General features: G+C 36.6%; 22 protein-coding genes, 1 riboswitch and 2 other annotated features. Of the genes, 7 read left to right on the top strand and 15 right to left on the bottom strand.

Features of this window, described 5'->3' with window-relative positions; genetic code table 11:
* The 3 genes from J5G60_RS06090 to J5G60_RS19175 form a co-directional block, all read left to right on the top strand.
* Nucleotides 1-1073, top strand: a 1073-nt coding sequence (locus J5G60_RS06090; RefSeq protein WP_207876518.1) for a M56 family metallopeptidase, incomplete at its 5' end; no start/stop codon positions are given.
* A gap of 347 nt (nt 1074-1420) precedes the next feature.
* Nucleotides 1421-2062: a hypothetical protein gene (locus J5G60_RS19180; RefSeq protein ID WP_442870516.1), complete on the top strand. Its 642-nt coding sequence runs from the start codon at nt 1421-1423 to the stop codon at nt 2060-2062.
* Nucleotides 2062-2730 (top strand): penicillin-binding transpeptidase domain-containing protein, encoded by a 669-nt coding sequence (locus J5G60_RS19175; RefSeq protein WP_442870515.1) that lies wholly within the window; start codon nt 2062-2064, stop codon nt 2728-2730. The genes J5G60_RS19180 and J5G60_RS19175 overlap by 1 nt, the downstream gene beginning before the upstream one ends.
* 250 nt (nt 2731-2980) lie before the next feature.
* On the opposite strand, the gene trpA is transcribed toward J5G60_RS19175, so the two are convergent.
* The 7 genes from trpA to trpE are packed head-to-tail and all read right to left on the bottom strand — an operon-like array spanning nt 2981 to nt 9434.
* Nucleotides 2981-3775 carry a tryptophan synthase subunit alpha gene (gene trpA / locus J5G60_RS06080; protein WP_150356114.1) on the bottom strand — a complete coding sequence of 265 codons (795 nt, stop codon included), beginning with the start codon at nt 3773-3775 and terminating at the stop codon, nt 2981-2983.
* Complete coding sequence (gene trpB, locus J5G60_RS06075; RefSeq protein ID WP_150356115.1) at nt 3775-4950, bottom strand: tryptophan synthase subunit beta; 1176 nt, start codon at nt 4948-4950, stop codon at nt 3775-3777. The genes trpA and trpB overlap by 1 nt, the downstream gene beginning before the upstream one ends.
* A complete protein-coding gene (locus J5G60_RS06070; RefSeq protein ID WP_150356116.1) occupies nt 4950-5582 on the bottom strand; it encodes a phosphoribosylanthranilate isomerase in 633 nt (210 codons plus the stop codon). Before J5G60_RS06070 ends, trpB begins: the two co-directional genes overlap by 1 nt.
* 24 nt (nt 5583-5606) lie before the next feature.
* Nucleotides 5607-6383 carry an indole-3-glycerol phosphate synthase TrpC gene (gene trpC, locus J5G60_RS06065; RefSeq protein ID WP_150356117.1) on the bottom strand — a complete coding sequence of 259 codons (777 nt, stop codon included), beginning with the start codon at nt 6381-6383 and terminating at the stop codon, nt 5607-5609.
* 33 nt (nt 6384-6416) lie between these two features.
* Nucleotides 6417-7433 carry an anthranilate phosphoribosyltransferase gene (gene trpD / locus J5G60_RS06060; protein ID WP_150356118.1) on the bottom strand — a complete coding sequence of 339 codons (1017 nt, stop codon included), beginning with the start codon at nt 7431-7433 and terminating at the stop codon, nt 6417-6419.
* Complete coding sequence (locus tag J5G60_RS06055) at nt 7414-8004, bottom strand: anthranilate synthase component II (RefSeq protein WP_150356119.1); 591 nt, start codon at nt 8002-8004, stop codon at nt 7414-7416. Before J5G60_RS06055 ends, trpD begins: the two co-directional genes overlap by 20 nt.
* Nucleotides 8004-9434, bottom strand: coding sequence for an anthranilate synthase component I (gene trpE, locus J5G60_RS06050; protein ID WP_150356120.1), 1431 nt, complete (start codon nt 9432-9434; stop codon nt 8004-8006). The genes J5G60_RS06055 and trpE overlap by 1 nt, the downstream gene beginning before the upstream one ends.
* Nucleotides 9435-9493: 59 nt before the next feature.
* Nucleotides 9494-9806, bottom strand: a binding site (T-box leader).
* A gap of 151 nt (nt 9807-9957) precedes the next feature.
* Here trpE and J5G60_RS06045 point away from each other — a divergent pair.
* On the top strand, nt 9958-10416 hold the full coding sequence (locus J5G60_RS06045; RefSeq protein ID WP_150356121.1) for a MarR family winged helix-turn-helix transcriptional regulator: 459 nt from the start codon (nt 9958-9960) through the stop codon (nt 10414-10416).
* A gap of 3 nt (nt 10417-10419) precedes the next feature.
* Nucleotides 10420-11805 carry an MATE family efflux transporter gene (locus J5G60_RS06040; protein ID WP_150356122.1) on the top strand — a complete coding sequence of 462 codons (1386 nt, stop codon included), beginning with the start codon at nt 10420-10422 and terminating at the stop codon, nt 11803-11805.
* 52 nt (nt 11806-11857) lie between these two features.
* Here the strand turns inward: J5G60_RS06040 and aspD are convergent, their stop codons facing one another.
* The 6 genes from aspD to nifS form a co-directional block, all read right to left on the bottom strand.
* Entirely contained in the window at nt 11858-13471 is a 1614-nt protein-coding gene (gene aspD, locus J5G60_RS06035; RefSeq protein WP_150356123.1) for an aspartate 4-decarboxylase, read from the bottom strand.
* 164 nt (nt 13472-13635) lie between these two features.
* A complete protein-coding gene (gene dapB / locus J5G60_RS06030; protein WP_150356124.1) occupies nt 13636-14433 on the bottom strand; it encodes a 4-hydroxy-tetrahydrodipicolinate reductase in 798 nt (265 codons plus the stop codon).
* 89 nt (nt 14434-14522) lie between these two features.
* Entirely contained in the window at nt 14523-15329 is an 807-nt protein-coding gene (locus J5G60_RS06025) for a DUF166 domain-containing protein (RefSeq protein WP_150356125.1), read from the bottom strand.
* A 140-nt stretch (nt 15330-15469) separates the two neighbouring features.
* Entirely contained in the window at nt 15470-16618 is a 1149-nt protein-coding gene (locus J5G60_RS06020) for a double-cubane-cluster-containing anaerobic reductase (RefSeq protein ID WP_150356126.1), read from the bottom strand.
* Nucleotides 16619-16666: 48 nt separating this feature from the next.
* A complete protein-coding gene (gene mnmA, locus J5G60_RS06015; protein WP_150356127.1) occupies nt 16667-17743 on the bottom strand; it encodes a tRNA 2-thiouridine(34) synthase MnmA in 1077 nt (358 codons plus the stop codon).
* Nucleotides 17744-17775: 32 nt separating this feature from the next.
* Entirely contained in the window at nt 17776-18945 is a 1170-nt protein-coding gene (nifS, locus tag J5G60_RS06010; protein ID WP_150356128.1) for a cysteine desulfurase NifS, read from the bottom strand.
* A 163-nt stretch (nt 18946-19108) separates the two neighbouring features.
* On the opposite strand from nifS, the gene J5G60_RS06005 reads away from it, so the two are divergent.
* Both J5G60_RS06005 and J5G60_RS06000 read left to right on the top strand, forming a co-directional pair.
* Nucleotides 19109-19507 (top strand): hypothetical protein, encoded by a 399-nt coding sequence (locus J5G60_RS06005; RefSeq protein WP_150356129.1) that lies wholly within the window; start codon nt 19109-19111, stop codon nt 19505-19507.
* Nucleotides 19508-19587: 80 nt separating this feature from the next.
* Nucleotides 19588-19704: riboswitch (THF riboswitch) on the top strand.
* A 131-nt stretch (nt 19705-19835) separates the two neighbouring features.
* Nucleotides 19836-20627: a folate family ECF transporter S component gene (locus J5G60_RS06000; protein ID WP_150356130.1), complete on the top strand. Its 792-nt coding sequence runs from the start codon at nt 19836-19838 to the stop codon at nt 20625-20627.
* Nucleotides 20628-20674: 47 nt separating this feature from the next.
* On the opposite strand, the gene ilvB is transcribed toward J5G60_RS06000, so the two are convergent.
* Together ilvB and J5G60_RS05990 are read right to left on the bottom strand one after the other, a co-directional pair.
* Entirely contained in the window at nt 20675-22348 is a 1674-nt protein-coding gene (gene ilvB / locus J5G60_RS05995) for a biosynthetic-type acetolactate synthase large subunit (RefSeq protein WP_150356131.1), read from the bottom strand.
* A gap of 157 nt (nt 22349-22505) precedes the next feature.
* Nucleotides 22506-22703, bottom strand: a binding site (T-box leader).
* A gap of 202 nt (nt 22704-22905) precedes the next feature.
* Nucleotides 22906-24315 (bottom strand): amino acid permease, encoded by a 1410-nt coding sequence (locus tag J5G60_RS05990; protein WP_150356132.1) that lies wholly within the window; start codon nt 24313-24315, stop codon nt 22906-22908.
* Between the last annotated feature and the right edge of the window lie 212 nt (nt 24316-24527).

Genomic DNA, 24527 nt, shown 5'->3' with positions numbered 1-24527 from the left:
GTCTAAATGATAATGTAGTAAATTATTTTATAATACTATTTTATTTATGGTTGACCGTTTCAATAATATTTCTAGTTTATCATATTATTTCTTATTTTGCTTTCAATAACAAAATCAAACATTTTATTTACGATGTATCTGACAATAATACTAAAAATATATATTTAAAGTTATTAAAAGAAATGCATATTAAGAAAAAAATTTCATTAAAGTATTGTACAGCAATTTCAACACCGTTAGGTATAGGAATATTCAATGCCCGCATAGTAATCCCCAACGTCTCATATGATGCTCAGGAATTAAAATATATTTTAAAGCATGAGCTTATGCATTATAAAAGGCATGACATAATATATAAGGTTGTAATATTAATAACTTTAGCAGTACATTGGTTTAATCCTTTAATTTACATAATGTTTAAGGCAATAAACAATGACTGTGAATTATCTTGCGATGAAGCTGTACTTAAAAAATCAAATGTGAAAGAAAGAAAATTATATGCATCAACCCTTGTTAATTCTTTAAGACTTAATAAAAATAATATAGCAAAACAGAATTTAATTACAAGTTTCAATAATAAGAATATGTTAAAAAGGAGACTAGAAAATATGTTGAATTTAAAAATAAGAAAAAAAGGTATAATTATAGGCGCTTTGGCTGCTATTATAACTGTATGTTCATCAGTAAGTTTAAATACTTTGGCACAAAGTAATATAAATGAAATCAATGCTGATAAAGCCAATACTAATGAAATAAGCACCAAAAAATTTCATGCAGGAGAAACTATACAGGGTATTACTATAATATCAGTTGATGAAGATGGGAAACCAACTAAAGTTAAGCATAAAAATAACTCTGTTTTAAATGAAGAAAAAGTTTTGAAAATTTTAGATCAGCCTGTTGAAGATAGTATAAAAGTCAAATCTTATAGTACTAAACCAGTACAATTTAGTGTATATACTTATGAAAATGCTCCTGCAGATGTAAAAGCACAATATGAAGCTGATGTTAGAGCTGTAAGTGGTAAAGTTTCCCCCTCAGATGAAATACTTGTACCTTTACCTCAACATTAATTCAATTACATTTACTAGAGCTCTCACTAAAATTGCTGTGTCAACTTACTGATACTATAGATTTCCCCTATAATATTAATCCAGGCTCCCTTAAAAGCTTTAAGTATATCACTTAAAATTGTTTTTCGACTATATTTATTATCTGTTGCATTAGCTACCTCAGATATAATATTTTCTAAGATTATCTTTATTTATAAATTTTCTTCGGACACATAGTAAATCCTGATATAATCTTGATTTCTAATCCGTTTGATAATATTATCAAGTCCAGCAGGCTTGCCTAATTTCTTAAGGCTTTATAATTTATTTTTTCCAGTAATTTAATAATAATTTGGGGGATGATATATTTGATTAAAAAAAAGGAATTCAATATTACGAGATACACTATGCTTATAACAATTATGCTGATTATTTTTTCTACTATCGCAGGAAGACTTTTTTTTCTGCAGGTGGTAGAAGGTCAGGAATATAAAGAGCGTTCCAACAATAAATCCATAAGACAAATTCCCGATGCAGCCCCCAGGGGAAAGATTCTGGATGTGAAAGGCAGTGTTCTGGCTACCAGTACCCAGGGATATATGCTGGTGTACAATCAGACAGATGATAGTGATAAGGTTTTTTTCACTACAATGAGCGAGGTATTTAAGATATTGGACGAAAGCGACGAAAATCAGCAGGACGATTTTGAGCTCAAGATAAATCCCTTTAGATTTGAATTCAGAAGTGACGATGAGGAAACCAGGAAAAATCTTGAAATTAAATTTAAAAGGGACAGGGGATTAAATGAGGATATCGAGAAAAGCATCAAAAGCAAGAATAAAAATATTTCTGATGATGAGCTAAAAGTTTTAGTCAACAAAGAACTTCTGAAGATATCTCCGGAAGATACTTTTAAAAAACTTGTAAAACAGTACAATATAAGCAGTGCCTATTCCCTGGAGCAGCAGAGAAGATTCATGATCGTGAAAGATACTTTATCAAGGATCTAGTGAAGAATTCCATAAAGGAAGGTAAAAGTGCTTTCAACAGGTCAAAGTACAGAGAGTTGTTTTTAGAGCTTGTAAAAGCAGATCCGAACAACAAAAAGGACATAAGCGGCAGCCAGATGGATAGCATGCTTGATGTATTGTACAGTATAACCATATCAGATGCCAATGCCCAGCTGAAGGTGCCGGCAAATATAGAAAATTCCGCCATAGGTCAGGGACTGAACCAGTTTACCCCTCTTCAGATAGCAAATGCTGCCACTATTGCCAACGGCGGCACCAGATATAAACTTCACCTGGTGAATCAATATCTGAATGTAGACGGCAAAGTCATCGAAAAGGTGAAACCTGAAATAATAGAGAAAACAGGTGTTAAAGCCGAGACAATATCATCAGTTAAACAGGGAATGAGTGCCGTTAATCAAAGCGGTACGGCTGCCCAGGTATTCAGCGGATTCCCCATAGCTACTGCAGGTAAAACAGGTACCGCCCAGAGTCTTGGCAATCAGGAGCAGGTGGGAAGAACCGACTATGCCGAATACATCGGTTTTGCTCCTCTTGACAAACCCCAAATAGCCGTATGTGTAGTGCTGTTTGACGGTGGCCAGGGAGGAGTGGGAGCAGCTTCTGTAGCCAGGGATATTTATTCTGCATATTATTCTATAAAATAAAATTCTATAACTTCATTTATTTCTGAGTAATATTCTATTATCTGTATACTGCCATGTTACTCTAATACTCATTTTAATTGTCATCTCAAAAATATCTTTAGTTCCTTGTATTCTCTTTATACGTAAAGATGGATGAAATTCAGCATATGGATTGGTCAACATTCAGAGCCCTCAAAAGAACGCCTGCACAAGGAGGCGTTCTTGACATACATGCTTTTACAATGTATATTTTTAAAAACGCAGAATTAAATCACTGTCTCAAGCCGTTTTTCAATTCTCCAATAAATTCTTTCACACTATCCAGTATATCTCCTTTGCTTTTTCCTTCTGCTATCCTGTCAATCAGTGCACTTCCTACAATTATACCCTGGCAGTAGGGTTTGAATTTTTCGGCCATGGCTGCCGAGGATATTCCGAACCCAAGTGCCCTAGGTATATCAGTATAGCTTGAAACAATTTTCATGTATTCTTTTATGTCAGTGTTTATGGAGTTTCTCGCACCTGTGACTCCATTTACGGAAACGCAGTATACAAACCCTCTGGCACCCCTCACTATTTTTTCTATTCTCTCCTTGGATGTTGGTGCCACAAGAGGAATAAGGTATACTCCATATTTTTCTCCCATTGCTATAATATCTTTTCTCTCCTCTATTGGAAGATCCGGTATTATGAGGCCATCTATGCCGCAGCTGCTGCATTCTTTTATGAACTTCTCCATCCCATACTTGAATATGGAACTGTAATAAACCAGATATACGAGGGGCACCTGTGTTCTTTTCCTTATGTTTTTCACTGTGTCCATTATTTTGAATATCTTCACTCCATTTTTAAGTGCCCTGTTTGAAGATGCCTGTATTGTAACTCCATCTGCCAGAGGATCCGAATAAGGTATGCCCAGTTCTATTATATCCGCTCCTGAACTCTCCATAGCAAGTACGATTTCTACGGTAGTTTCCAAATCCGGATCACCTGCCGTTATAAAAGGTATAAGTGCCTTTTCACCTTTTTCCTTTAACTGACTGAATTTCAAATCTATCCTGTTCATTATAATTCCACCCCCATTATAGCTGCCATGGTATTCATGTCCTTGTCTCCTCTTCCTGATAAATTTATGATGATTATCTTGTCCTTGTCGAGTTCTGGAGCCAGTTTCATGGCATAAGCCACTGCATGTGCACTTTCAAGGGCAGGAATTATTCCCTCCACCCTTGAAAGATAGGTAAATGCTTCTACTGCCTCACTGTCCGTGGCGGATTCATAAACTGCCCTCTTTACATCATTGTAATAGGCGTGTTCCGGCCCCACTCCAGGGTAATCAAGACCTGCAGATATGGAATAGGCCGGAAGTATCTGCCCATCTTCATCCTGGAGTACATAGGTCATCATTCCGTGGATTACGCCTACAGAGCCCTTTTCTATAGTTGCTGCATGCTGATCCGTATCAAGTCCTTTTCCTGCTGCTTCCACTCCTATGAGTTTTACTGATTCATCTTCTACAAAAGGATAAAAAATACCCATGGAGTTACTTCCACCGCCTACACAGGCTATAATGTAATCAGGCAGTCTTCCTTCTTTCTCCAGGATCTGTCTTCTGGCCTCATCTCCTATGACTCTCTGGAAATCCCTCACCATGGTGGGATATGGATGAGGTCCCATTACGGATCCTATTACATAAAAAGTATCCTCTATATTAGAAACCCAGTTTCTCATGGCCTCATTTACCGCATCCTTCAGTGTTCCAGTTCCCGCAGTCACAGAGGTCACATCTGCCCCAAGTATTTTCATCTTGAATACATTAAGAGCCTGCCTTCTTATATCCTTTTCACCCATGAATATCTCACATTTCATTCCGAACAGAGCCGCCGCGGTTGCAGTTGCCACCCCGTGCTGTCCTGCACCTGTCTCAGCTATAACTTTCTTTTTACCCATTCTTCTGGCAAGGAGTACCTGTCCCAGGGCATTGTTTATCTTATGTGCCCCCGTATGGTTTAAATCCTCTCTTTTAAGGTATATCCTGGCTCCTCCCAGTTTTTTTGTCATATTCTCGGCAAAATACAGAGGATTTTCCCTTCCTACATATTCTTTAAGGTAATATCTGTATTCCTCCATGAATTTTTCATCCTCTATGGCCTCACTAAATTCCCTTTCCAATTCTGTAATTGCATTCATTATGGTTTCAGGAACGTATTGACCGCCGAATTTTCCAAATCTTCCTTCCATTATATACTCCTCACTTTCCCTATAAAATCTTTTATTTTCTTAAAACTTTTCATACCATTTTCCTCCACACCACCGGACACATCTACCACCTCCGGCCTCACAACTTTTATGGCCTGAATAATATTTTCTGAATTCAGTCCTCCCGCCAGTACCAATTTTTTGTCTATATGAATACCTTCCAGTACATTCCAGTTAAAACTCACGCCGGTACCGCCGTTTTTGCCTCTTACACTGCTGTCCAGCAGCACGGCTTCAATATCCAACTTGCATGTACTGTGTATTTTCTGCCAAATATCATTTTTGGACACATAGTTCACATTTACATGAACTGTTTTCCAGATATTAAAAGGGGTCAAACTGCTCAAATATTTTCCATCTTCAGCTCCATGAAGCTGAACTGCATCCAGCTTCAAAGCCCTGGCTGTATCAACTACTTCATTCACATCATTGTCTTTAAAAACTCCCACTCTTTTGATATTGTTGTCCAATTTTTTTACAAGATCTTCTGCCTCACTTAAAGTTACCTTTCTTTTACTGTCACAGAATATAAATCCTGCATAATCCGGCAGCAGTTCATTTAAAATTTCTATATCAGCGCTCCTCCTTATCCCGCATATTTTTACCAGAGTCACAGGCTGCACCCCTTTCCATCCTGTTCACATCCTTGCATTTTTTACAAGCTCACGAATCCTGGATACATTATCTATATTTCTCATAAAAGTCTCACCTATAAGCACTGCATCTGCTCCAACACTTTTCAGATATTTTATATCTTTCTCATTTTTTATTCCACTTTCCGATACAATGGTAATGCCTGTGGGCATTCTTTTTATAAGCCTCTCCGTATTTTTTAAATTCTCCGAAAAGTCCTTCAGATTTCTGTTGTTTATACCTATGATATTACATTCTGCCTGCAGTGCAGTTTCAAGTTCTCTCTCGTCATGCACCTCCACCAGACATTGAAGTCCGATTTTTTCTGCCAGCTTGTAATACTCTTCCAGCTTATCTTTTAAAATTGCAGTTATAAGCAGCAGGGCATCTGCTCCAAGGGCCTTTGACTGATATATCTGGTATGGATCAACTATAAAATCCTTTCTCAGCACAGGTTTTGAATTTACTTTTTTAACCTCATCTATATACCTGTCATTTCCCTGGAAAAAATTCTTTTCCGTAAGTACGGAAACCGCATCTACATCCAAATCTTCATATATCCTCGCTATCTTCACCACATCAAAATCTTCCAGTATTACCCCCCTAGATGGAGAGGCCTTTTTTATTTCAGCAATAATGGATATCCCACTTTTGTCCAGTGATCTTTTAAAATTTCTTCTACTTGAATTTCCTGAGCTTTTGGCAAGTTTTGTCGCAGGCACAATCTGTTTTTCCACTTCAATCTGAGGTATTTTTTCTGCAACTATATCTTCAAGTATCACCTTATTTATCATCTCCTCATAATATAGGTATCTCTAACCGACAGCCCTGCTGCAATTCACAAGCTCCTGCAGCTTTTCATAGGCCCTTTTTGAATCTACAACTTCTCTTGCCATATCTATTCCCTCTGCTATGCTCCCGGAAACTTTTCCCACATAAAGGGCCGCTCCACTGTTCAAAAGCACAATATCCCTTTTGGGGCCTTTGCTGCCCTTGAGAATTTCAAGTATGAACTGTGCATTTTCAACGGCTGTGCCGCCTGCTATGTCATCCATACTGGATATCCTGATGTCAAAGTCTTCAGGATTTAAGGTATAATCTCTTATCTCACCATTTTTAAGCTCACTTGCATAGGTCTTCGATGTAGTACTTATCTCGTCCAGGCCGTCCTCTCCGCAAACCACCAGAGCTCTTTCACAGCCCAGATTCACAAGCACTTCAGCTGCCACATGGGTCAAGTTTTTATCGTATACTCCAAGTACCTGACCTTTTACAAATGCAGGATTCGTAAGAGGTCCCAGCATGTTGAACACGGTCCTTGTTCCCAATTCTCTTCTGGGACCTGCCACATTTTTCATGGCACTGTGATATCTCTGGGCAAAAAGAAATGCCATACCATTTTCATCTATGCTTTTCCGGGCATCCTCCGGATTTAAATTTATATCAAATCCCAGCTTTTCAAGTACATCTGCACTCCCGCTTTTACTGGACACCGCTCTGTTGCCGTGCTTTGCCACCTTCACTCCTGCTGCAGCAGCAACTATTGCAGCAGCAGTTGATATATTAAAAGTTCTTCCGCCATCTCCGCCGGTTCCACAGGTATCGATGACATACTCAGAGTCAAGCTTTAAAGGCAGGGCATTATCTCTCATTGCTCTGGCAAAGCCCGTTATCTCCTGAACGGTTTCCCCCTTTATCCTGAGAGCTATCAAAAATCCTCCTATTTGAGAGTCAGTTGCCTTTCCCTGCATTATCTCATTCATGGAATCATAGGCTTCTTTTTCTCCCAGATCATTTCCACTTATAACATCTCTAATTATTTCCTGCAGCATTACAAATCCCCTCCACAAAATTTTTAATAATTGTCTTTCCACTTTCCGTAAGAATGGACTCAGGGTGAAATTGAAGTCCATAAACTCTATATTTTTTATGTCTTACAGCCATTATTTCCCTGTCATCAAGGCTTTCACCAATTATGTCAAGTTCCCCGGGAAGACTTTTTCTCTCTAACACCAGAGAATGATACCTCATCACATCTATGGAATTTTTCAAATGTTCAAATATTTTGCTCTGCTTTAAAGCTACTTTTGATGTCTTCCCGTGCATTATATGCCCTGCTCTCACCACACTGCCTCCATAGGCACAGCCTATAGCCTGATGTCCAAGGCATATGCCCAGAATCGGTACCTGAGGTCCAAATTTCCTGACAACATCTATGCATATACCTGCATTTTCAGGTATTCCAGGTCCCGGGGACAGTATTATCCCCTCCGGATTAAGCACATCTATTTCTTTCAAAGATATCCTGTCGTTTCTCACAACTTTTATATCTTCATAGATCTCTCCAACATACTGGTAGAGATTGTAGGTAAAAGAATCATAATTATCTATCAAAAGTATCATCATATCACCTCTATCATGGCTCTGGCCTTGTTTAACGTTTCCCTATATTCATTTTCGGCAACGGAATCATAGACGATACCTGCCCCGGATTGAACATAAGCATATCCGTCCTTAAAAAGTATGGTCCTTATTGCAATACAGGTATCCATATTTCCATTAAAGGAAAAATATCCTACAGCCCCTGAATAAATTCCCCTTTTGCTGTTTTCCAGTTCGTCAATTATTTCCATGGCCCTTATCTTTGGAGCTCCGGATACAGTTCCCACTGGAAGGCAGGATATCAGGGCGTCTACATCTCCCAGATTCTTCTCCAGTCTGCCTGATACCTTTGAAACTATGTGCATTACGTGGGAATAAAGGCCCACATCCATAAATTTATCCAGATTTACACTTCCGAATTCACTTATCTTTCCTATATCATTTCTTCCCAGATCCACCAGCATCACATGCTCTGCTCTCTCTTTTCCATCATTTAAAAGTTCCTGCTTAAGCTTTATATCCTCCTCTGCACTTTTGCCTCTGGGCCTGGTGCCTGCTATGGGGTTGGTGATCACTGTGCCGTTTTTCACAGATACAAGACTTTCAGGTGACGACCCGGCTATTTCAAATTCCCCAAAATCAATATAAAACAGATAAGGGGATGGATTCTCCGATCTGAGTCTTCTGTACACATCAAAGGGATGGGAAGTGCTCTTTGATTTCAGCCTCTGGGATAAAACCACCTGGAATATGTCACCGGATTTTATATACTCTCTGGCTTTTTCCACCATTTTGCAGTATTTCTTCTCAGTGACATTGGAAGTAACCTGCTTTTCAGTGCCTTTTTCCTCCAGTCTGTGAAATGAATTTCCTCTGCCCACCATATCCTTTAGCTGCTCCAGCTGAAGCTCTACTTCCTGGTAAGTTATACTGTCACCTTCCATAAAATTGTAAATTAAATAGATCTCATGCTTGAAGTGATCATAACAGATAAATTTTTTATAAAACATCATGTAGGATTCCGGTGTTTCAATATCATCTTTATTTTCATCAGGTAATTTCTCATACTGCCTTACAACGTCGTAGCCTACATACCCTACTGCCCCCCCTGTAAATGGAATGGAAAGTCCCGGAGCTTCATAGGGAACATTTAAATATTTTTTAATGTAATCAAGTATTTTCCCTTTTATATTTTTAAATAATCCTTTTTTCTCCACGCATATGTTACTTCCACAGCTTTTCATTTTCATATAGGGATCCATACCTATAAAAGAGTATCTTCCTATTTCATTTTCAGAATATATGCTCTCCAGCAGAAATTTATTTTTTCCGTCTAAGTTGTAATAAATACTTATAGGAGTTGTCTCATCCCCGCTGCTCTTTATGAACAGGGGAAAATTTTTCTTTAAGCTTTTATATCTGTAAAACTCCTCTTCAGATAAATTTAACATTTTACCACCTTCTCCATATCGATTAGTAAATTAAATACAAAAAAGCCATTTCATCCACAAACTGGGACGAAATGACCGCGGTGCCACCCATTATTAATTTGTAAAACAGATTTTGAGAAATAAAAAAGCATTCCATCCAAAAGGACGAAATGCAAAATTTCGCTGTACCACCTATCTACAAACTATCTCATTCAGGTACGGATTTTACTCGATACCCTGTCCTTTTAACGGTAGACTACCGTCTCCTGCTACTATCATTTCGCAGGGCACCTCGAAGACCCATTCAATACAGGCTACAGCATTCGGCTCACACTGCCCCGAACTCGCTTGAACTAAATTCCTCTACCTACTCTTTCTTCTCATAAGTTTTAGCAGTTAAATTATTTTATATACTATACCACTTTTTCAGGATTGTCAATATAAAATTTTAATTTTGTTGCTAACTTGACAACTAAAAAATGGAGGTATACAATAAGTTAGTATTCTTAAGATTAGAATTCTAACTATATGAAGGGCGATGTGTATGACATACGAAGAACTACAAGAGTTACATGAACTGTTGTTTAAAACCATGGGTTTGTTCCACGAAAAATTTCTCCGCCAATTTCCAAAAGAAAGTCGTAAGTATCAAGGAATTAAAAAAAATCACATCATGATCATAGGCTTCCTCTATCAGAATCATGTTCTCACTGCAACCCAAATTGCAAAGATGCTCAATATGGAGAAAGGTAGCTTAACCACCTTAATCGATCAATTAGAGAAGTCTGGTCTGGTTATTCGCTGTGATGACGCTAACGACCGCCGAAAAACCTTGATATCCCTTACAAATGACGGAAAATTAGAAATAGAAGATATAATGAAAAACTCCATTCAGTGTATGGGAAAAATCTTAGGTAATACAGAACCCAGTGAGCTAATGAAGTTTGTTGATAGTCTTAAATATGCTGTAGAATTCATGCAAAAAATTAAGAAGGTGAATTGAAAAATGGATAGTACAATGGAACTTAGAGATGCAAAAATTAGTAGACTGCTGTGGAAATTTTCCTGGCCAGCTGTTATCGCCATGCTAGTAAACTCTATATATAACATTATCGACCGTATGTTTGTAGGCCGTGGGGTAGGTTCAATTGCTATTGCAGCTATAACCGTAGCCTTTCCAATTATGCTTATTCTCATGGCGGTATCTGTTCTAATTGGTGTTGGAGCTACATCGCTTATCTCCATCCGCCTGGGAGAAAAAAAGCCGGAAGAAGCTGAAAAAATCGCTGGAAATGCTCTGTTGTTGTTAATATTGCTGCCAATATGTATAAGCATTATTTATTTTCTTTTTACTAATCCTATTTTAAGTTTTTTTGGAGCCAGTGCTAAAACTTTACCTTATGCCAAAGATTTTACCCATATTATAATGCTAGCTTCGGCTTTGGGCTCTATAAGCATGGGAATGGTCAATTTTATCAGAGCTGAGGGTAATCCTAAAATGGCCATGTATACCCAGGTGATTGGAACTGTAATCAATATAGTCTTAAATTATATTTTTGTAATAAGATTAGGCATTGGAATTAAAGGATCAGCATTGGCGACTATCTGCGGTCAGATATTTTCATCGATTTGGGTGTTAAGTTATTTCCTTTGGGGTCATAGTTTACTTAAAATACGACTTAAGAATCTCAAATTGCAGAAAAATATAGTCATTAGTATCGTATCTATTGGCTTTGCCCCATTTTCAATGCAATTGGCCAATAGTCTTCAAAATCTTATCTTGAATAGAGCATTAACAACCTATGGTGGCGATATAGCACTTTCAGCCATGGGCATTGTTGGAAGTATATCCACCCTAATGTTTATGCCTATTCTCGGTATCAGCCAAGGCGCCCAGCCTATAATCGGTTTTAACTATGGCGCTCAGCAATTCGATAGAGTAAAAGAAGCCTTGAAAAAGGCAGTAATTGTGGGTACAATCATAGCAGTAGTCAGCACTGCAGTAGTGCATATATGGCCTACTCAAATTGCCAATATGTTTAATAACAATAATATAGAGCTAACCCGACTCGCTGCCCATGCAATGTCAATCTTTTTTTTAATGTTTCCTGTGGCCGGCTTTCAAATTGTCTGTTCCCAATACTTTCAGGCAGTTAACAAGCCAATTCAATCCACAATTTTAGGATTATCCAGACAGTTGTTGTTATTGATTCCTCTATTGCTGATATTGCCGCATTTTTGGGGCATTGAAGGTGTATGGAGGACTCCGCCTATAGCTGATATTTCATCTGCTCTCATAACTGCAGGTGTTATCTACCTGGAAATGAAACACATAAATAGAGAAGAAATTATTCAAACTGTTGAGTTGGAAAAAGCTGTCGTTAAAAAATAAACACAAAATTAATGTAAAAAACTTTATTTTTGGTGAGGAGATACTTGACTTTTTATTCTCTTGTATTCTCCCAATTTGCAACATATTCTTCTAGTATGCTGTGAATAATTTCTCCTATTTGTGAATAGGATTCATCATCTAAATTTGCAAGAGATATCCTTATGGACCACTTAGGACCATGAAACCCGCTTCCCCCCAGAAGTACTATTGAAGATTCCTCTGCCAGCTTCAAGAGAACATCTATAGGTTTATAATTATCTTTCAAGTAATCTGCAAACTCTCCTCCATAGTTTTGTTCTGCCCATTCCAGGAGATCAAACTGGGCATAATATGAAGCATCAAAGGAATTTTCATCTAATTCAAGCCCCAGCCCATTAAATAACAACTTTTTCCGCCTGTGACATATGGAATTGACCAGATCCTTATATCTATTTCTTTTATCCACCAAAGCAAACAGCGCGAAAAAAGCCATTTGAACCTGCTGCGGCGTAGACAATCCTGCTGTATGATTAAGGGCTACCTGTCTGCTGTCCGCCACTATTCTGTCTATAAAAGGAATTTTTTCAGATTCCGTTGAAAGTGCCGCATACCTCCTCTTTGCCCTTTCTTTTTTGTCCTCATCCTGCTGGCCCAATAATTTATCAAATACATTGTCTTCATACAGTGCAATAGTTCCAAGTCTCCATCCCGTTACTCCAAAGTACTTGGAAAATGAATACACTCCTATGGTATTATATGGCAGATCTGCCATCAGAGAATGAAAATTCTCTACAAAAGTTCCATACACATCATCTGATATAATCATCAAATCAGGATTACTCTTTTCTACAATCTCCTTCAATCCTTTTACTATAACAGGCCTCATAGCTATAGAAAGCGGATTACTTGGATTCACTATAAATAATGCTTTTATACCAGGATCTGAAATCTTTTTTAATTCTTCATAGGAATATTGTCCTGTAACTTCATTGGCCATCAGTTCCACAACTTCAAAATCATATCTTGGCAAGTGCGGAATTTCCAGATATGGAGTAAAAATGGGAACCATAATTGCTATTTTATCCCCTTTAGACAGCATGTTATTGGCTATAAGGCTGTCAAAAATATAGCACATACCTGCAGTGGCCCCCTCTACCGCAAAAAGATTGAATTTCCTTTCAAGTGGTTCATTATAACACAATTCTTGAATAAGATAATCGTGGACAACGCTTTCTACATGCCTGAGTATCCTTCCTGGCTGTGGATAATTGTCCCCAATAATTCCATCTGTCAGCTCATATATCCATTCGTCCTCATCAAATCCCTTTATGGTAATTCCGTAATTTATCATCTTCTCAAGTGTTTCCATCCCCGGTTCACTTTTGTTTTTTCTCATGAAATTTAAAAATCTAGCTGCAATTCCATCCCTTTTCGGCATACCTGCCAGATCATTGTCATTCCATACCCTCCTACTCTCTTCTACAGCAAAATGCCCAAAGGTAAAAAAGGCCTCTCTGGGTGCAGCTGAAATCCAATTTGGATTTCCTCTTCCTGCATCTAAAAGGGAATGTATTCCTGCCTCCTTAGATTCTTCGGCCAAGCTTATCAACCTATTTTTAAGTTCAAAGGGACTTACTTTTCCATATATAGCTTCTATTTCTCTACGTTGAATGTTATAATTACCCATGATTTTCTCTCCTACAATCTATTATTTTAATATTTCCTCACTTTACATCTACCATACATCGATTGGTTCATTTAAAAATATATGCTACTGTATATTATTTTCATGAGAAAATATATTATGTATCCATAAAAAAGGATTTAGCAACTGCCAAATCCTTTTCTCCCCTATATCCTGAGCACGTCTTCCATACCATAAATTCCAGATTCTTTCGCTTCTAAAAAAAGTGCTGCCCTGCATGCTCCTCTGGCAAAACATTCCCAATTGTATGCATGGTGAGTAATTTCAAGTCTCTCTCCCATAAGACCAAATATAACAGTGTGGCTGCTTGATATGTCCCCGGCCCTTACCGAGTGAAATCCTATGGTTCCCTCTTTTCTTGGCTCTTCGCCCTCTCTTCCATAAACGGCCACCTCTTTTAGATTTTTTCCAAGAACTTTAGCCATAATCTCTCCCATTTCCCTTGAAGTTCCGCTGGGGGCGTCTTTTTTATATCTGTCATGCATTTCTATTATTTCTATATCCGACATGTTTCCTATAGCTTGTGCTGAAATTTTCAAAAGTTCATACATGAGATTTACCACCATGGAAGTATTAGCGGCAATTATAAGTGGTATATGCTTTGAAAGCTTCTTTATCTCATCGTATTGCTTTTCCGAAAATCCAGTGGTACCGCAAACAACTCCTTTCTTATACTCCAATGCTTTTCTCATAACCTCCATGGAAAATTTCGGTGTAGTATAGTCAATTACAGCATCACATCTTTCTATAACGGATTCCAAATCATCTGTCACTTCAGCCCCTATAGATTTGCCCAACCCAGATACCAATCCCACATCCTTTCCTATATAATCTCTTCCCTTTGGAGCCACAGCTGAGACTACTTTCAATCCATCAGTATTCTCAGCCATTTTTACAATAAGTCTTCCCATTTTCCCCCTAGGTCCCGTCACTAGTATATTCATATACAATCCCACTCTCCATCCTCTGTTCACTTTTAATTTTACTCTATAATATACCCATATAAAAAGCAATACACTATGTAAAAAATTTCTCAAATTCTTATTATTTCAGCCCTTTCCAACGCACTGTAATGAGTATATCCTGCTATATGAAGAGGTGTGTCACCAAGTTCACCATCTATATGCATATCTCCAAGGCAAGGATAACTATGCCAATATTTGGCCAGGGCTCTTCTCGCTTCTTCTCCTAGTTTTTTCCCCTCCAGATGCCTGGCTATATTGTAACCATTTCCACAGGGCGCAGATATGATAACTTCTGCTTTCCTTATTATATTTCTGTTGTCTACAAACAATCTGAAATTCGGTTTTCCTATTTTAAAAGTATCTATAAATTCATTTATAAGAGGAAATTTTCCATAATTCAATGTACAAAATGGTTTGGGAAATGCATATTGCAGACGGTTTTTTTTGCATTCATCCACTAACTTTTCCCTTGTCCATTTAGATACCCACTTTCCACTCTCACAAGCTGCTATCAATGCTTTTCCGCCACTATTATGCAGCAATTTTGGAATTTCAACTATTATATCCTCATGTATTCCCAACAACACAGCTATATCATGTTCCTTAAATTTACTTGGAAGATATTTCAATGGAAAATCCTCAAATTTTCTATATAAGTCAGGAAGCTTTACTATTTCACTTATACTATCTTTAAAATTTAATTTGTACCTTCCCCTACACCACATACATCTCCTGCCGCATACTGTACATACCTCTTTAGAATCAATCATATTAGGTATGAATTTTGAATTTGCAAACCTGCTGTCCGTTTTTATATAAAATTCATTTTCAGGTAATTTACTGCTTTTTTCGGAACAGACTATAAGCATCTTCATCATCTTTCCTCCCATATATAAAGCATTGTTTTACACGATATATCATATTGCAAAAATTTTCAGTAATTTTGGTGCTGACTAAAAGGGCTCAAGTTTTACCATTATTTTTATAAACACTGAAAAACTCAAGCCCTATTTTATTACAACATTTCTATAAATGCGGATATCCTGGTTTTTATCTGGCCTATATCTGCCTGGGAGTAATCCGTTTCAATGTTCATATAAGGTATATTCTTTTTTTCCGTAACAAATTTTTTCATCCCATAGGACTCCACACTGTAAGTATGACATGCTTGGAGAATTACATCTACTACACCGTCAACCTTGTATTCATCAATAAGCTCTGATATAAGCTTTGTCCTATTGTCATTGGGAGTCATGCAGGAGCAGCCTATATTTAAATATTTTTCAGTAAGTGCATCTATCGGCTCTCTATCCTCATCTACCAGTCTACTGGTTTCCTTTATACCTGTACAATTTTCATAGCAAACCACTACCCCGCCATTTCCCTCTATGGCATTTATTATCTTTTCAGTTGACTCTCCTAAAGGACATCCTGTCACAAGTATTCTTTTAGCATCTTGTGAAACCTTTTCTGCCCCATTTTTCTGTTCTTTTACAACATCATCTATCAAATTATATATTTCCTCTATCTCTGCATCCTTGTCCCATTTAAAAGAAGCACCACTTAAAACTCTAAGCATTTCAAGTCCAGTTATAGGCGGTGGATCCATCTTTCCCAATGCGGAAAATGCCATTAAAGCTTTTCTTTCCTTATTTCTTACTTTTATAGATTCCCGAATTTCTTGTTCCGTTATGCTGACGCCAAACTCCTTCTCCAAGTGGCTTTTAAGCTTTAATATTTCATTCTTCCATAACTTAAAGGAATCCTCACCTGCACTGGTTTGGGGAAGCTGCATAACATGTACATTCTTCACTTTGGATAAATATTCATACATTTTCTTTTTTCCATCACAGGTAGTCTCTCCTACTATAAGATCAGAAAAATAAAAATAAGGGCACTTGTCAGTTATTGCAAATCCATAGCTGGATTTTATGAGAGGACATAAATTTCTAGGAAGATATTTTTCAGCATCTTCTATGGTTTCATCACTTTTAGCACAAAGGGACACAGATACTGCACCAGAAGCATTTATAATCTCCCAGGGGGTAAACGTGCAAAAAGTACCTACGACTTTTTTGCCCTCATCTTTGAGGTTTTTTATTCTTATAAATCCCTTTTTTCTAGAATCGCTAAAATCATCAAACACTTTCGGCAGATCATTCATGTTAAAATCTCCTTTACCATTGTATTTATTCTATAATTTTAACATGAATCACTGCACACTTTCAATTATTCCGCCTCCAATTAAAATATCTCCACTGTAAAATACTACAGATTGACCTCTTGTAATGGCTCTCTGTTTTTCTGAGAACTCAACCCTTACCCTTTTTTCATCCTCCATACTTATAGTTGCTTCTGCAGGTACAGCAGAATATCTTATTTTGGCCTGAACTTTCATGGGTTTTTCCAATTTTTCAAAAGCCATAAAATTTACATCCACTGCAATTAAATTTTTTTTAAATATATCCTCCTGCTTCCCAAGCACAACTTCATTTGCAGCCGGATTTATATCTACAACATACATAGGCGTTCCCAAAGCTATTCCAAGACCCTTTCTCTGTCCTATAGTATAATAGACTACTCCTTTATGTTTCCCAAGTACATTTCCATTTTTGTCTACAAAATTACCTTCCTTAATCTTACCGGGTACACATCTTTTTATATAAGAACCATGATCATTATCAGGTATAAAACATATCTCCTCGCTGTCCTTTTTATTATGAACCCCAAGGCCTATATCTTTTGCTATTTTTCTTATTTCTTCCTTATTATATACACCACAGGGCATGAGTGTATGCGCCAGTTGAAATTGACTCAAATTGTAAAGAGCATAGGTTTGATCCTTTTTAACGTCTTTTGATTTTTTCAGGACATACCTTCCATTTACTTTTTCCACCGTAGCATAGTGACCTGTAGCCACATAATCTGCACCCAGCTCCACCGCTCTTTTTAAAAGCTCCTCAAATTTTATATACTTATTACAAGCTACGCAGGGATTGGGAGTTCTGCCTTTCACATATTCATCTATAAAATAATCTATTACATTCCGTTTAAATACATCTCTAAAATTCATAACATAGTAAGGAATTTTCAAATGGTATGCTACAGCTCTGGCATCATCTACCGCACTCAGGGAACAGCACCCTCCCTCCATACCTTGATAATAATCGTCATCCTGCCATACCTGCATGGTAGCTCCTATAACGTCATATCCCTGTTTTTTCAAAAGATATGCTGCCACAGAACTGTCCACACCTCCGCTCATACCCACTACTACTTTTTTTACCATATTTATCACCTGTTCCACTTAGAAGAAATTATCTAATGTGATCTTTCATTCCATCTTTTATTACTTTTTCTAAAGTCAGAAACCCTGCGGCTTAGGACCTTTATCACATAGTCCACGTCATCCTCTGTAGTTTTTGCCCCTAAAGTAAGCCTTAGAGAGCTTTTGGCTTCTTTCTCAGAAAGCCCAATTGCAGTGAGTACATGGGAAGGTTCTACTGCTCCTGCGGAACATGCACTCCCCGTGGAAACATATATACCTTCACTGTCCAGAGACATGACCATGATTTCACCATCTACAAATTCAAAACTTATATTCACGTTACCTGGCAGTCTGCAGGTTCTATCTCCATTTAAACTAGCATACGGTATTTTCAAAAGCCCATCTATTAGCTTATCTCGTAAATATATCAGTCTCTTTCTCTCTTCATCCATATTTGAAGCTGCAATCTCCAATGCTTTCGACATACCAACTATACCTGCAATATTTTCTGTACCGGCCCTTCTCCCTCTCTCTTGAGAACCCCCATGGATTAGACTGTCTATCTTAGTTCCCCTTTTTATATAAAGAGCTCCCATACCCTTTGGGCCATAAAATTTATGTGATGCCATCGAGAGCAAATCTATATTCATAGACTGCACATCGATGGGAACATTTCCCACAGCTTGAACTGCATCAGTGTGAAATAGAACTCCCTTTTTCCTGCAGATTTTACCTATATCACTTATTGGCTCTATAGTGCCTATTTCATTATTTGCAAACATAACAGACACAAGTATAGTATCCTTCGTAATTAAATTTTCAAGCTCCTGTAAATCAATTTTTCCAAATTTATCCACAGAGAGATAGCTTACTTTAAAGCCATGATTTTCTAGATATCTACATGTATTCAATACGGCATGATGTTCTATTTTTGTAGTTATTATATGTCTTCCCCTATTTTTATTAGCCAGTGCTACTCCCTTTATAGCCCAATTGTCGGCTTCAGAACCTCCACTTGTAAAAAATATTTCATCTTTATTTGCATTTATAATCTTTGATATACCCTCTCTGGCTTTAGCTATTGCCATTTTAGTTTTTCTTGATATATAATAAACCGAAGAAGGGTTGCCAAAATTCTCAGTAAAATATGGATTCATCTCCGCCAAAACCTCTGGCTTAACAAAGGTGGTAGCTGCATAATCCATATATATTTCTCTCTTCATCGATTGTCCCTCCCATATAATAAAATTTTTATACAGTTTATGCATAAATGTAGTAAGTTACTGCAATATAATAATTCTATTTTTAAATAGAGTTTTTGTCAACATAAGCGAAATTCAAATTATTATAAAATATCTAATTTAGGATAGGAAAGGATTTTATCATATGAAAATAAAAATAGCAGTATATGGAAATAAAGATTCCATTTTATCTGGTATCAACTACTGCAGCTGCAAAGACTCAAGTTGTTTTAAATGTTCAAACTGCTCAAATTGCAAATCCGGCAAAAATGAGAGTTCATCAGACAAATTGATCTTTAGAAGAACTTACGATCTATATGGCAATTTAAAAAATTTTCTAGAAATAAGTGATGTAGCACAAAATATAGATATAAAATTTATAGAATTAAGTAATCTCAATTTTTCAACTGATGATGCTAAGGTAAAAAAAGTTATAGAACAAGGATTTACCCCACCTATAACAGTAATAGACGGCATAATAAGATATTACGGTGGAATTTCCAATATACTTGTTTACAGAGATGTAAAAGAACTTCTAAATTAAATATCAAAGTCGAAATTTCTTCATATCATGCAAAATATATAGACAATATGCATGCCATTTTATATAATTAAAATATAGGTAGCAGAGTAAATATTATGCATAAAGTGTTAGAGAATGGGAGGTTGTCTCTAAACGAAAAGCTTAAATGCATTACATTATTGATTTAAAGCTTATGATATAATATTGCTTCCGCTGTTACATTAAAGGGATCTTGTATTTACCTCTTTTCTCTTTAATGTGACCACATTAAAGAGAAAAGAGGTGTTTCTATTGAAAATCAATTAACTCCTTGTAAAGTTAGATCAAATAAACACTGGAGGTAAAAGATATGAAAAATAGAATGAATACAAAATTTCTCGTTACTACTGCCGTATTTATTGCCATTGCACTTGTCTTAAGATCTTTTTCCATATTAATAGCTGCAGGTGGTATACTCACTATGAGAATAAGTTTTAGTGCCATATTCTATGTAATGCCGGGACTTCTGTTCGGCCCGCTTTATGGCGGAATTGCAGGAGGACTGGTAGATATATTGGGATACATAATAACTCCCATGGGGGCATATATTCCCCTGCTTACCATCACCAATGTAATTGCCGGCTTTTTACCTGCTGTTATATGGAAACGTATTAAGAACACTGAAGAGCATAAAATAATAAATTATTACAATGCATTTTTTATACTCTTATTTCTAATAGGTTTATTCAATTTTATGGTAACAAAACTTGCAGCCCAGTCCTATTTGGGCAAATTATTAATATCACTGGGTACAAAGTCTCAGTATATGGTCGCCGGCTTCATGCTTATAGGCGTTATAGGAATAGTACTGTTTATTATAAATATGTTCATTAAAAAGGGAACTGGAAAAGCCCGTGATTTCATAAACAGCAACTATTTTAAACTGGCCATCTCCCTTGGAATTTCCGGAATTATTGTTTCCACTGCAAATACTTGTATTTTGCTGATATTCACTCCAGCTCTTATGACAAAAGGATTTATGATTATGTGGATACCACGGATAGTACAAACTCTGCTCATGACTATAGTAAATTCCTACATCATATGTATACTTTTGTATTCCTATGAATTATTTGAGGGTAGAATAGTAAAAAAAGCTTAAAACAAAAGGAAATTGTCTCATGGCAAAGTTTGAGACAATTTCTTTTTCTACGCTATAATTTCCGTTATAGCAGCACCTGGTGGAACAATGGGATGAACCCTCTCCTGTCTGTTTATATTACATTCTACTATAACAGGTTTATTTAAATTTAAAGCCTTTACTAAAACTTCTTCCACCTGATCATTGGACTCTATTTTAAAAGCTTCTATACCATAAGCTTTTCCCAATTCCATGAAATTCACGTCCTGTCCAAGCTCTGTGCTTGAAAATCTCTTATTGTAAAACATATCCTGCCATTGATATACCATACCTAAAGCATGGTTATTTAAAAGTAATTGTACAATGGGCAGTTTATATTTTGCCACAGTAGCAAGTTCAACTGAATTCATTTTAAAACTTCCATCTCCTGCTACGTTTATTACCCTTTTGCCGGGGTTTCCTATAGATGCACCTATAGACGCTCCCAATCCATATCCCATAGTTCCAAGTCCCCCGGAAGATATGAATGTACGGGGCTTTAAAAATTTAAAATATTGAGCAGTCCAGATTTGATTTTGTCCTACTTCAGTAGTTATTATACAATCCCCTTTAGTAATTTTATAAAGACAGTTCATTATATATTTAGGACTTAATCTACAATTTTTTTCAAAGGGATCCTTTTCTTCACTTTTCCACTGCTTTATTCTATACATCCACTTTTCATGACTGGCATTTTTCACCTTCTTATTTATCCTTTTGAGTACCTCTCTCACATCTCCTTTTATGGAAATATCCTCACTAATATTTTTGTCAAACTCCCTTGAATCTATATCTATATGAATTATTTTAGCTTTAGGAGCAAAATCCTCCACTTTGCTTATAACTCTATCGCTGAATCTCGCTCCTATGGCTATAAGCAAATCACAATTATTCACAGCATAATTTGAACAGGGATTGCCATGCATGCCCACCATTCCCATATAGCTTTTATTATTTCCTGGAAAAGCTCCAATTCCCATAAGAGAACAGGTAATCGGAGAATCTATTTTTTTAACCAATTCCATAAGTTCTCTTTGAGCTCCAGATATAACTGCACCGCCTCCTGAATATATAACTGGTCTTTCACTATCATCTATCATATCAACTGCTTCATCTAGCCTGTCTTTAAATTCTCTCTGATTAAAGCCTATCTTATTTTTAGATACAGCTAAATCATCTACTTCTGGCTTATACTCAACTTCTGATTCCTGTATATCCTTAGGTATGTCTATGACCACAGGGCCCGGTCTTCCACTGACAGCTACCCTGAAGGCTTCTCTTACAATACCTGCTAAATTTTTTACATCTTCAACCATGTAATTTTTCTTAGTTATAGATGAGGTAATATCCCTGATGTCTACCTCTTGAAAAGAATCTTTTCCAAGTAACTTTAAAGACACCTGTCCCGTAAACACCACAATGGGAACGGAATCTCTATAAGCTGTTGCGATTCCAGTCACTGTATTAGTTGCACCCGGACCCGAAGTTACAATTACTACTCCAGTTTTTCCAGTAGATCTAGCATATCCATCTGCAGCATGAGTAGCCCCTTGCTCATGAGCAGTCATTATATGATTTATATCCTTTGAATTGTACAAAGCATCATATATGGGAAGGACAGTACCTCCAGGATAGCCAAAAACAGTATCCACCCCTTGTTCTGACATACATTTTAATAACACTTCTGCACCCTTTAATTTCATATACAAAGCCCCCTAATTGTTAATTTTTTAACATACTTTATTTTAATTTTATATTTTTTCTTCTTAGACCAGAATGAATTTTTGTGATAATTCTGTAAATTGCATATATTTTCTCAATATATTTTAAAACTAGAATATAAAAAAACCAAACCACTCACCCTGGGGCGAGAGTTTGGTTCGCGGTACCACCCAATTTTTTTCTCAACTACAATAACGGCTTTGCCGGTACAGCTTACTTCTATTTCAGCCTACAACTCCAGGGTGATTTTCAATAGTTTATAATCTATGAGCTTTCACCTTATCTCACTCTCTTTAAAATCTTTTACTACCTACTCTTCCCTATCACGGTTTTATATATTTTTAAATTACATTCACAAATTAATTTATTATATGTGACGATAATAATACCTTATGCTCTAAATGTCAATAGTTTTTTTAATTTTTTATTTTTTGTTCATACTTTTTTTAATATTCTATTATCTACATGAGTAAAATAGATACAGATTTTTCCTGTATCTATTTTTTCATACATAATTTATTTTATTATGGCTGAAATATTAAATTACTTTTTCCTGATTATTGTCTTCGGTAATAGTACTGTGTTTGTATCCATATATAAAATAAAGAATTAATCCAAAAGCAAGCCATACTACAAATCTCATCAAAGTTACTTTTTGAAGATGTGCTATTAAGAATGCACAGGATATTACAGCGAGCATAGGAATAACAGGTGAAAATGGAACCTTAAAACTTCTCTCTCTATTAGGTTCTGTCTTCCTTAAAACTATAACAGATGCAGATACTATTATAAACGCTGCCAACGTACCTATGTTGGTCAGTTCTGAAACAATTCCTATTGGAGTAAATCCAGCTACAACCATGGTTATAATACCTACCAGCAATGTACTCTTTACAGGTGTATGAAATTTTAGATTAACGTGTCCAAATACCTTTGGAAGTAGTCCATCTCTAGACATGGCAAATAATATACGAGTCTGTCCAAACATCATAACAATCAAAACTGAAGTTAAACCACAAATTGCACCCACCGAAACCAGTGCCGAACCCCAATTTATACCTACCTGCTGAAGAGCAAAGGCCACAGGAGCTGCTGTCTCCTTAAATTTCAAATATGGAACCATACCTGTTAATATAGCTGATACTACAATATACAATACAGTGCAAATAATCAATGAACTTATAATACCTTTCGGCAAATCTTTCTGAGGATCTTTAACTTCTTCCGCTGCAGTAGAAACTGCATCAAATCCTATATAAGCAAAGAATATCACTGAAGCACCAGCAAAAACCCCATTCCAACCATAAGGCATAAACGGATGCCAATTAGCCGGCTTTACATGTCCTACTCCCAGCACTATGAATAATAATACTACCGCTAATTTTATTCCAACTATTATATTATTTGTAGTAGTACTCTGTTTTACACCTGCTATCAAAATACCAGTTATAAGCACAAGTATAAGTACTGCAGGTAAATTTATTACTCCGCCTTCAAAAGGTGCTTTCGTAATAGCAGCCGGAAGTGTAATTCCCAAGCTTCCCAATATGCTGTTAAAATATCCGCTCCATCCTATGGCCACCGTGCCAATTGCAAACGCATACTCCAGAATTAAATCCCAGCCTATAATCCATGCCCAAAATTCTCCCAGTGCTGCATATCCATAGGTATATGCGCTTCCGGCTACTGGAACCATAGCCGCAATTTCTGAATAGCACAGCGCAGCAAAACCACAGGCTAAACCTGCTATGATGAATGATATTATAAGAGCTGGTCCAGAATAATTTGCTGCCGCTATCCCTGTCAGTACAAATATACCTGTACCTATAATTGCTCCAATGCCAAGCATGGTAAGTTCAAAAGATCCCAATACCTTCTCTAAAGATTCTTTACCTTTAGTTTCTGCTATGAGATTATCTATAGATTTTCTCCTAAATATATCTTTCATAAAGTTATTGCCCCCTCATATATTTTATTGCAACTCAGAATCAAAAAAATTTTTTAATATTCCTATAGGTTTTAATAATTATTAATACTAACTTGAAAACTTAAACAATGCATCGTTTTAATTTGCAATTGCAAATCAACACCATTTTTATAATAAATGAATGTTTTTATTATAATACAACCTGACTCTTATAAAAATCTCCGAGCCAACGA

The organism is Clostridium sp. HV4-5-A1G, assembly GCF_900184915.1.
Lineage (GTDB): Bacteria > Bacillota > Clostridia > Clostridiales > Clostridiaceae > Clostridium_B > Clostridium_B aromativorans.
This window is presented reverse-complemented; position numbering and strand designations above follow the sequence as displayed.

Excerpts from the sequence above, each read along its gene's own strand:
- J5G60_RS06000 (WP_150356130.1), top strand. The coding sequence starts at position 19,836 with ATGAAAAATAGAATGAATACAAAATTTCTCGTTACTACTGCCGTATTT.
- J5G60_RS05990 (WP_150356132.1), bottom strand. The coding sequence starts at position 24,315 with ATGAAAGATATATTTAGGAGAAAATCTATAGATAATCTCATAGCAGAA.
- dapB (WP_150356124.1), bottom strand. The coding sequence starts at position 14,433 with ATGAATATACTAGTGACGGGACCTAGGGGGAAAATGGGAAGACTTATT.
- J5G60_RS06040 (WP_150356122.1), top strand. The coding sequence starts at position 10,420 with ATGGATAGTACAATGGAACTTAGAGATGCAAAAATTAGTAGACTGCTG.
- J5G60_RS06055 (WP_150356119.1), bottom strand. The coding sequence starts at position 8,004 with ATGATACTTTTGATAGATAATTATGATTCTTTTACCTACAATCTCTAC.
- trpD (WP_150356118.1), bottom strand. The coding sequence starts at position 7,433 with ATGCTGCAGGAAATAATTAGAGATGTTATAAGTGGAAATGATCTGGGA.
- trpA (WP_150356114.1), bottom strand. The coding sequence starts at position 3,775 with ATGAACAGGATAGATTTGAAATTCAGTCAGTTAAAGGAAAAAGGTGAA.
- aspD (WP_150356123.1), bottom strand. The coding sequence starts at position 13,471 with ATGGGTAATTATAACATTCAACGTAGAGAAATAGAAGCTATATATGGA.
- J5G60_RS06020 (WP_150356126.1), bottom strand. The coding sequence starts at position 16,618 with ATGAATGATCTGCCGAAAGTGTTTGATGATTTTAGCGATTCTAGAAAA.
- J5G60_RS06025 (WP_150356125.1), bottom strand. The coding sequence starts at position 15,329 with ATGAAGATGCTTATAGTCTGTTCCGAAAAAAGCAGTAAATTACCTGAA.
- J5G60_RS06045 (WP_150356121.1), top strand. The coding sequence starts at position 9,958 with ATGACATACGAAGAACTACAAGAGTTACATGAACTGTTGTTTAAAACC.
- trpE (WP_150356120.1), bottom strand. The coding sequence starts at position 9,434 with ATGTTAAATTTATCTGAAGAGGAGTTTTACAGATATAAAAGCTTAAAG.
- J5G60_RS06005 (WP_150356129.1), top strand. The coding sequence starts at position 19,109 with ATGAAAATAAAAATAGCAGTATATGGAAATAAAGATTCCATTTTATCT.
- trpB (WP_150356115.1), bottom strand. The coding sequence starts at position 4,950 with ATGGAAGGAAGATTTGGAAAATTCGGCGGTCAATACGTTCCTGAAACC.
- mnmA (WP_150356127.1), bottom strand. The coding sequence starts at position 17,743 with ATGGTAAAAAAAGTAGTAGTGGGTATGAGCGGAGGTGTGGACAGTTCT.
- ilvB (WP_150356131.1), bottom strand. The coding sequence starts at position 22,348 with ATGAAATTAAAGGGTGCAGAAGTGTTATTAAAATGTATGTCAGAACAA.
- nifS (WP_150356128.1), bottom strand. The coding sequence starts at position 18,945 with ATGAAGAGAGAAATATATATGGATTATGCAGCTACCACCTTTGTTAAG.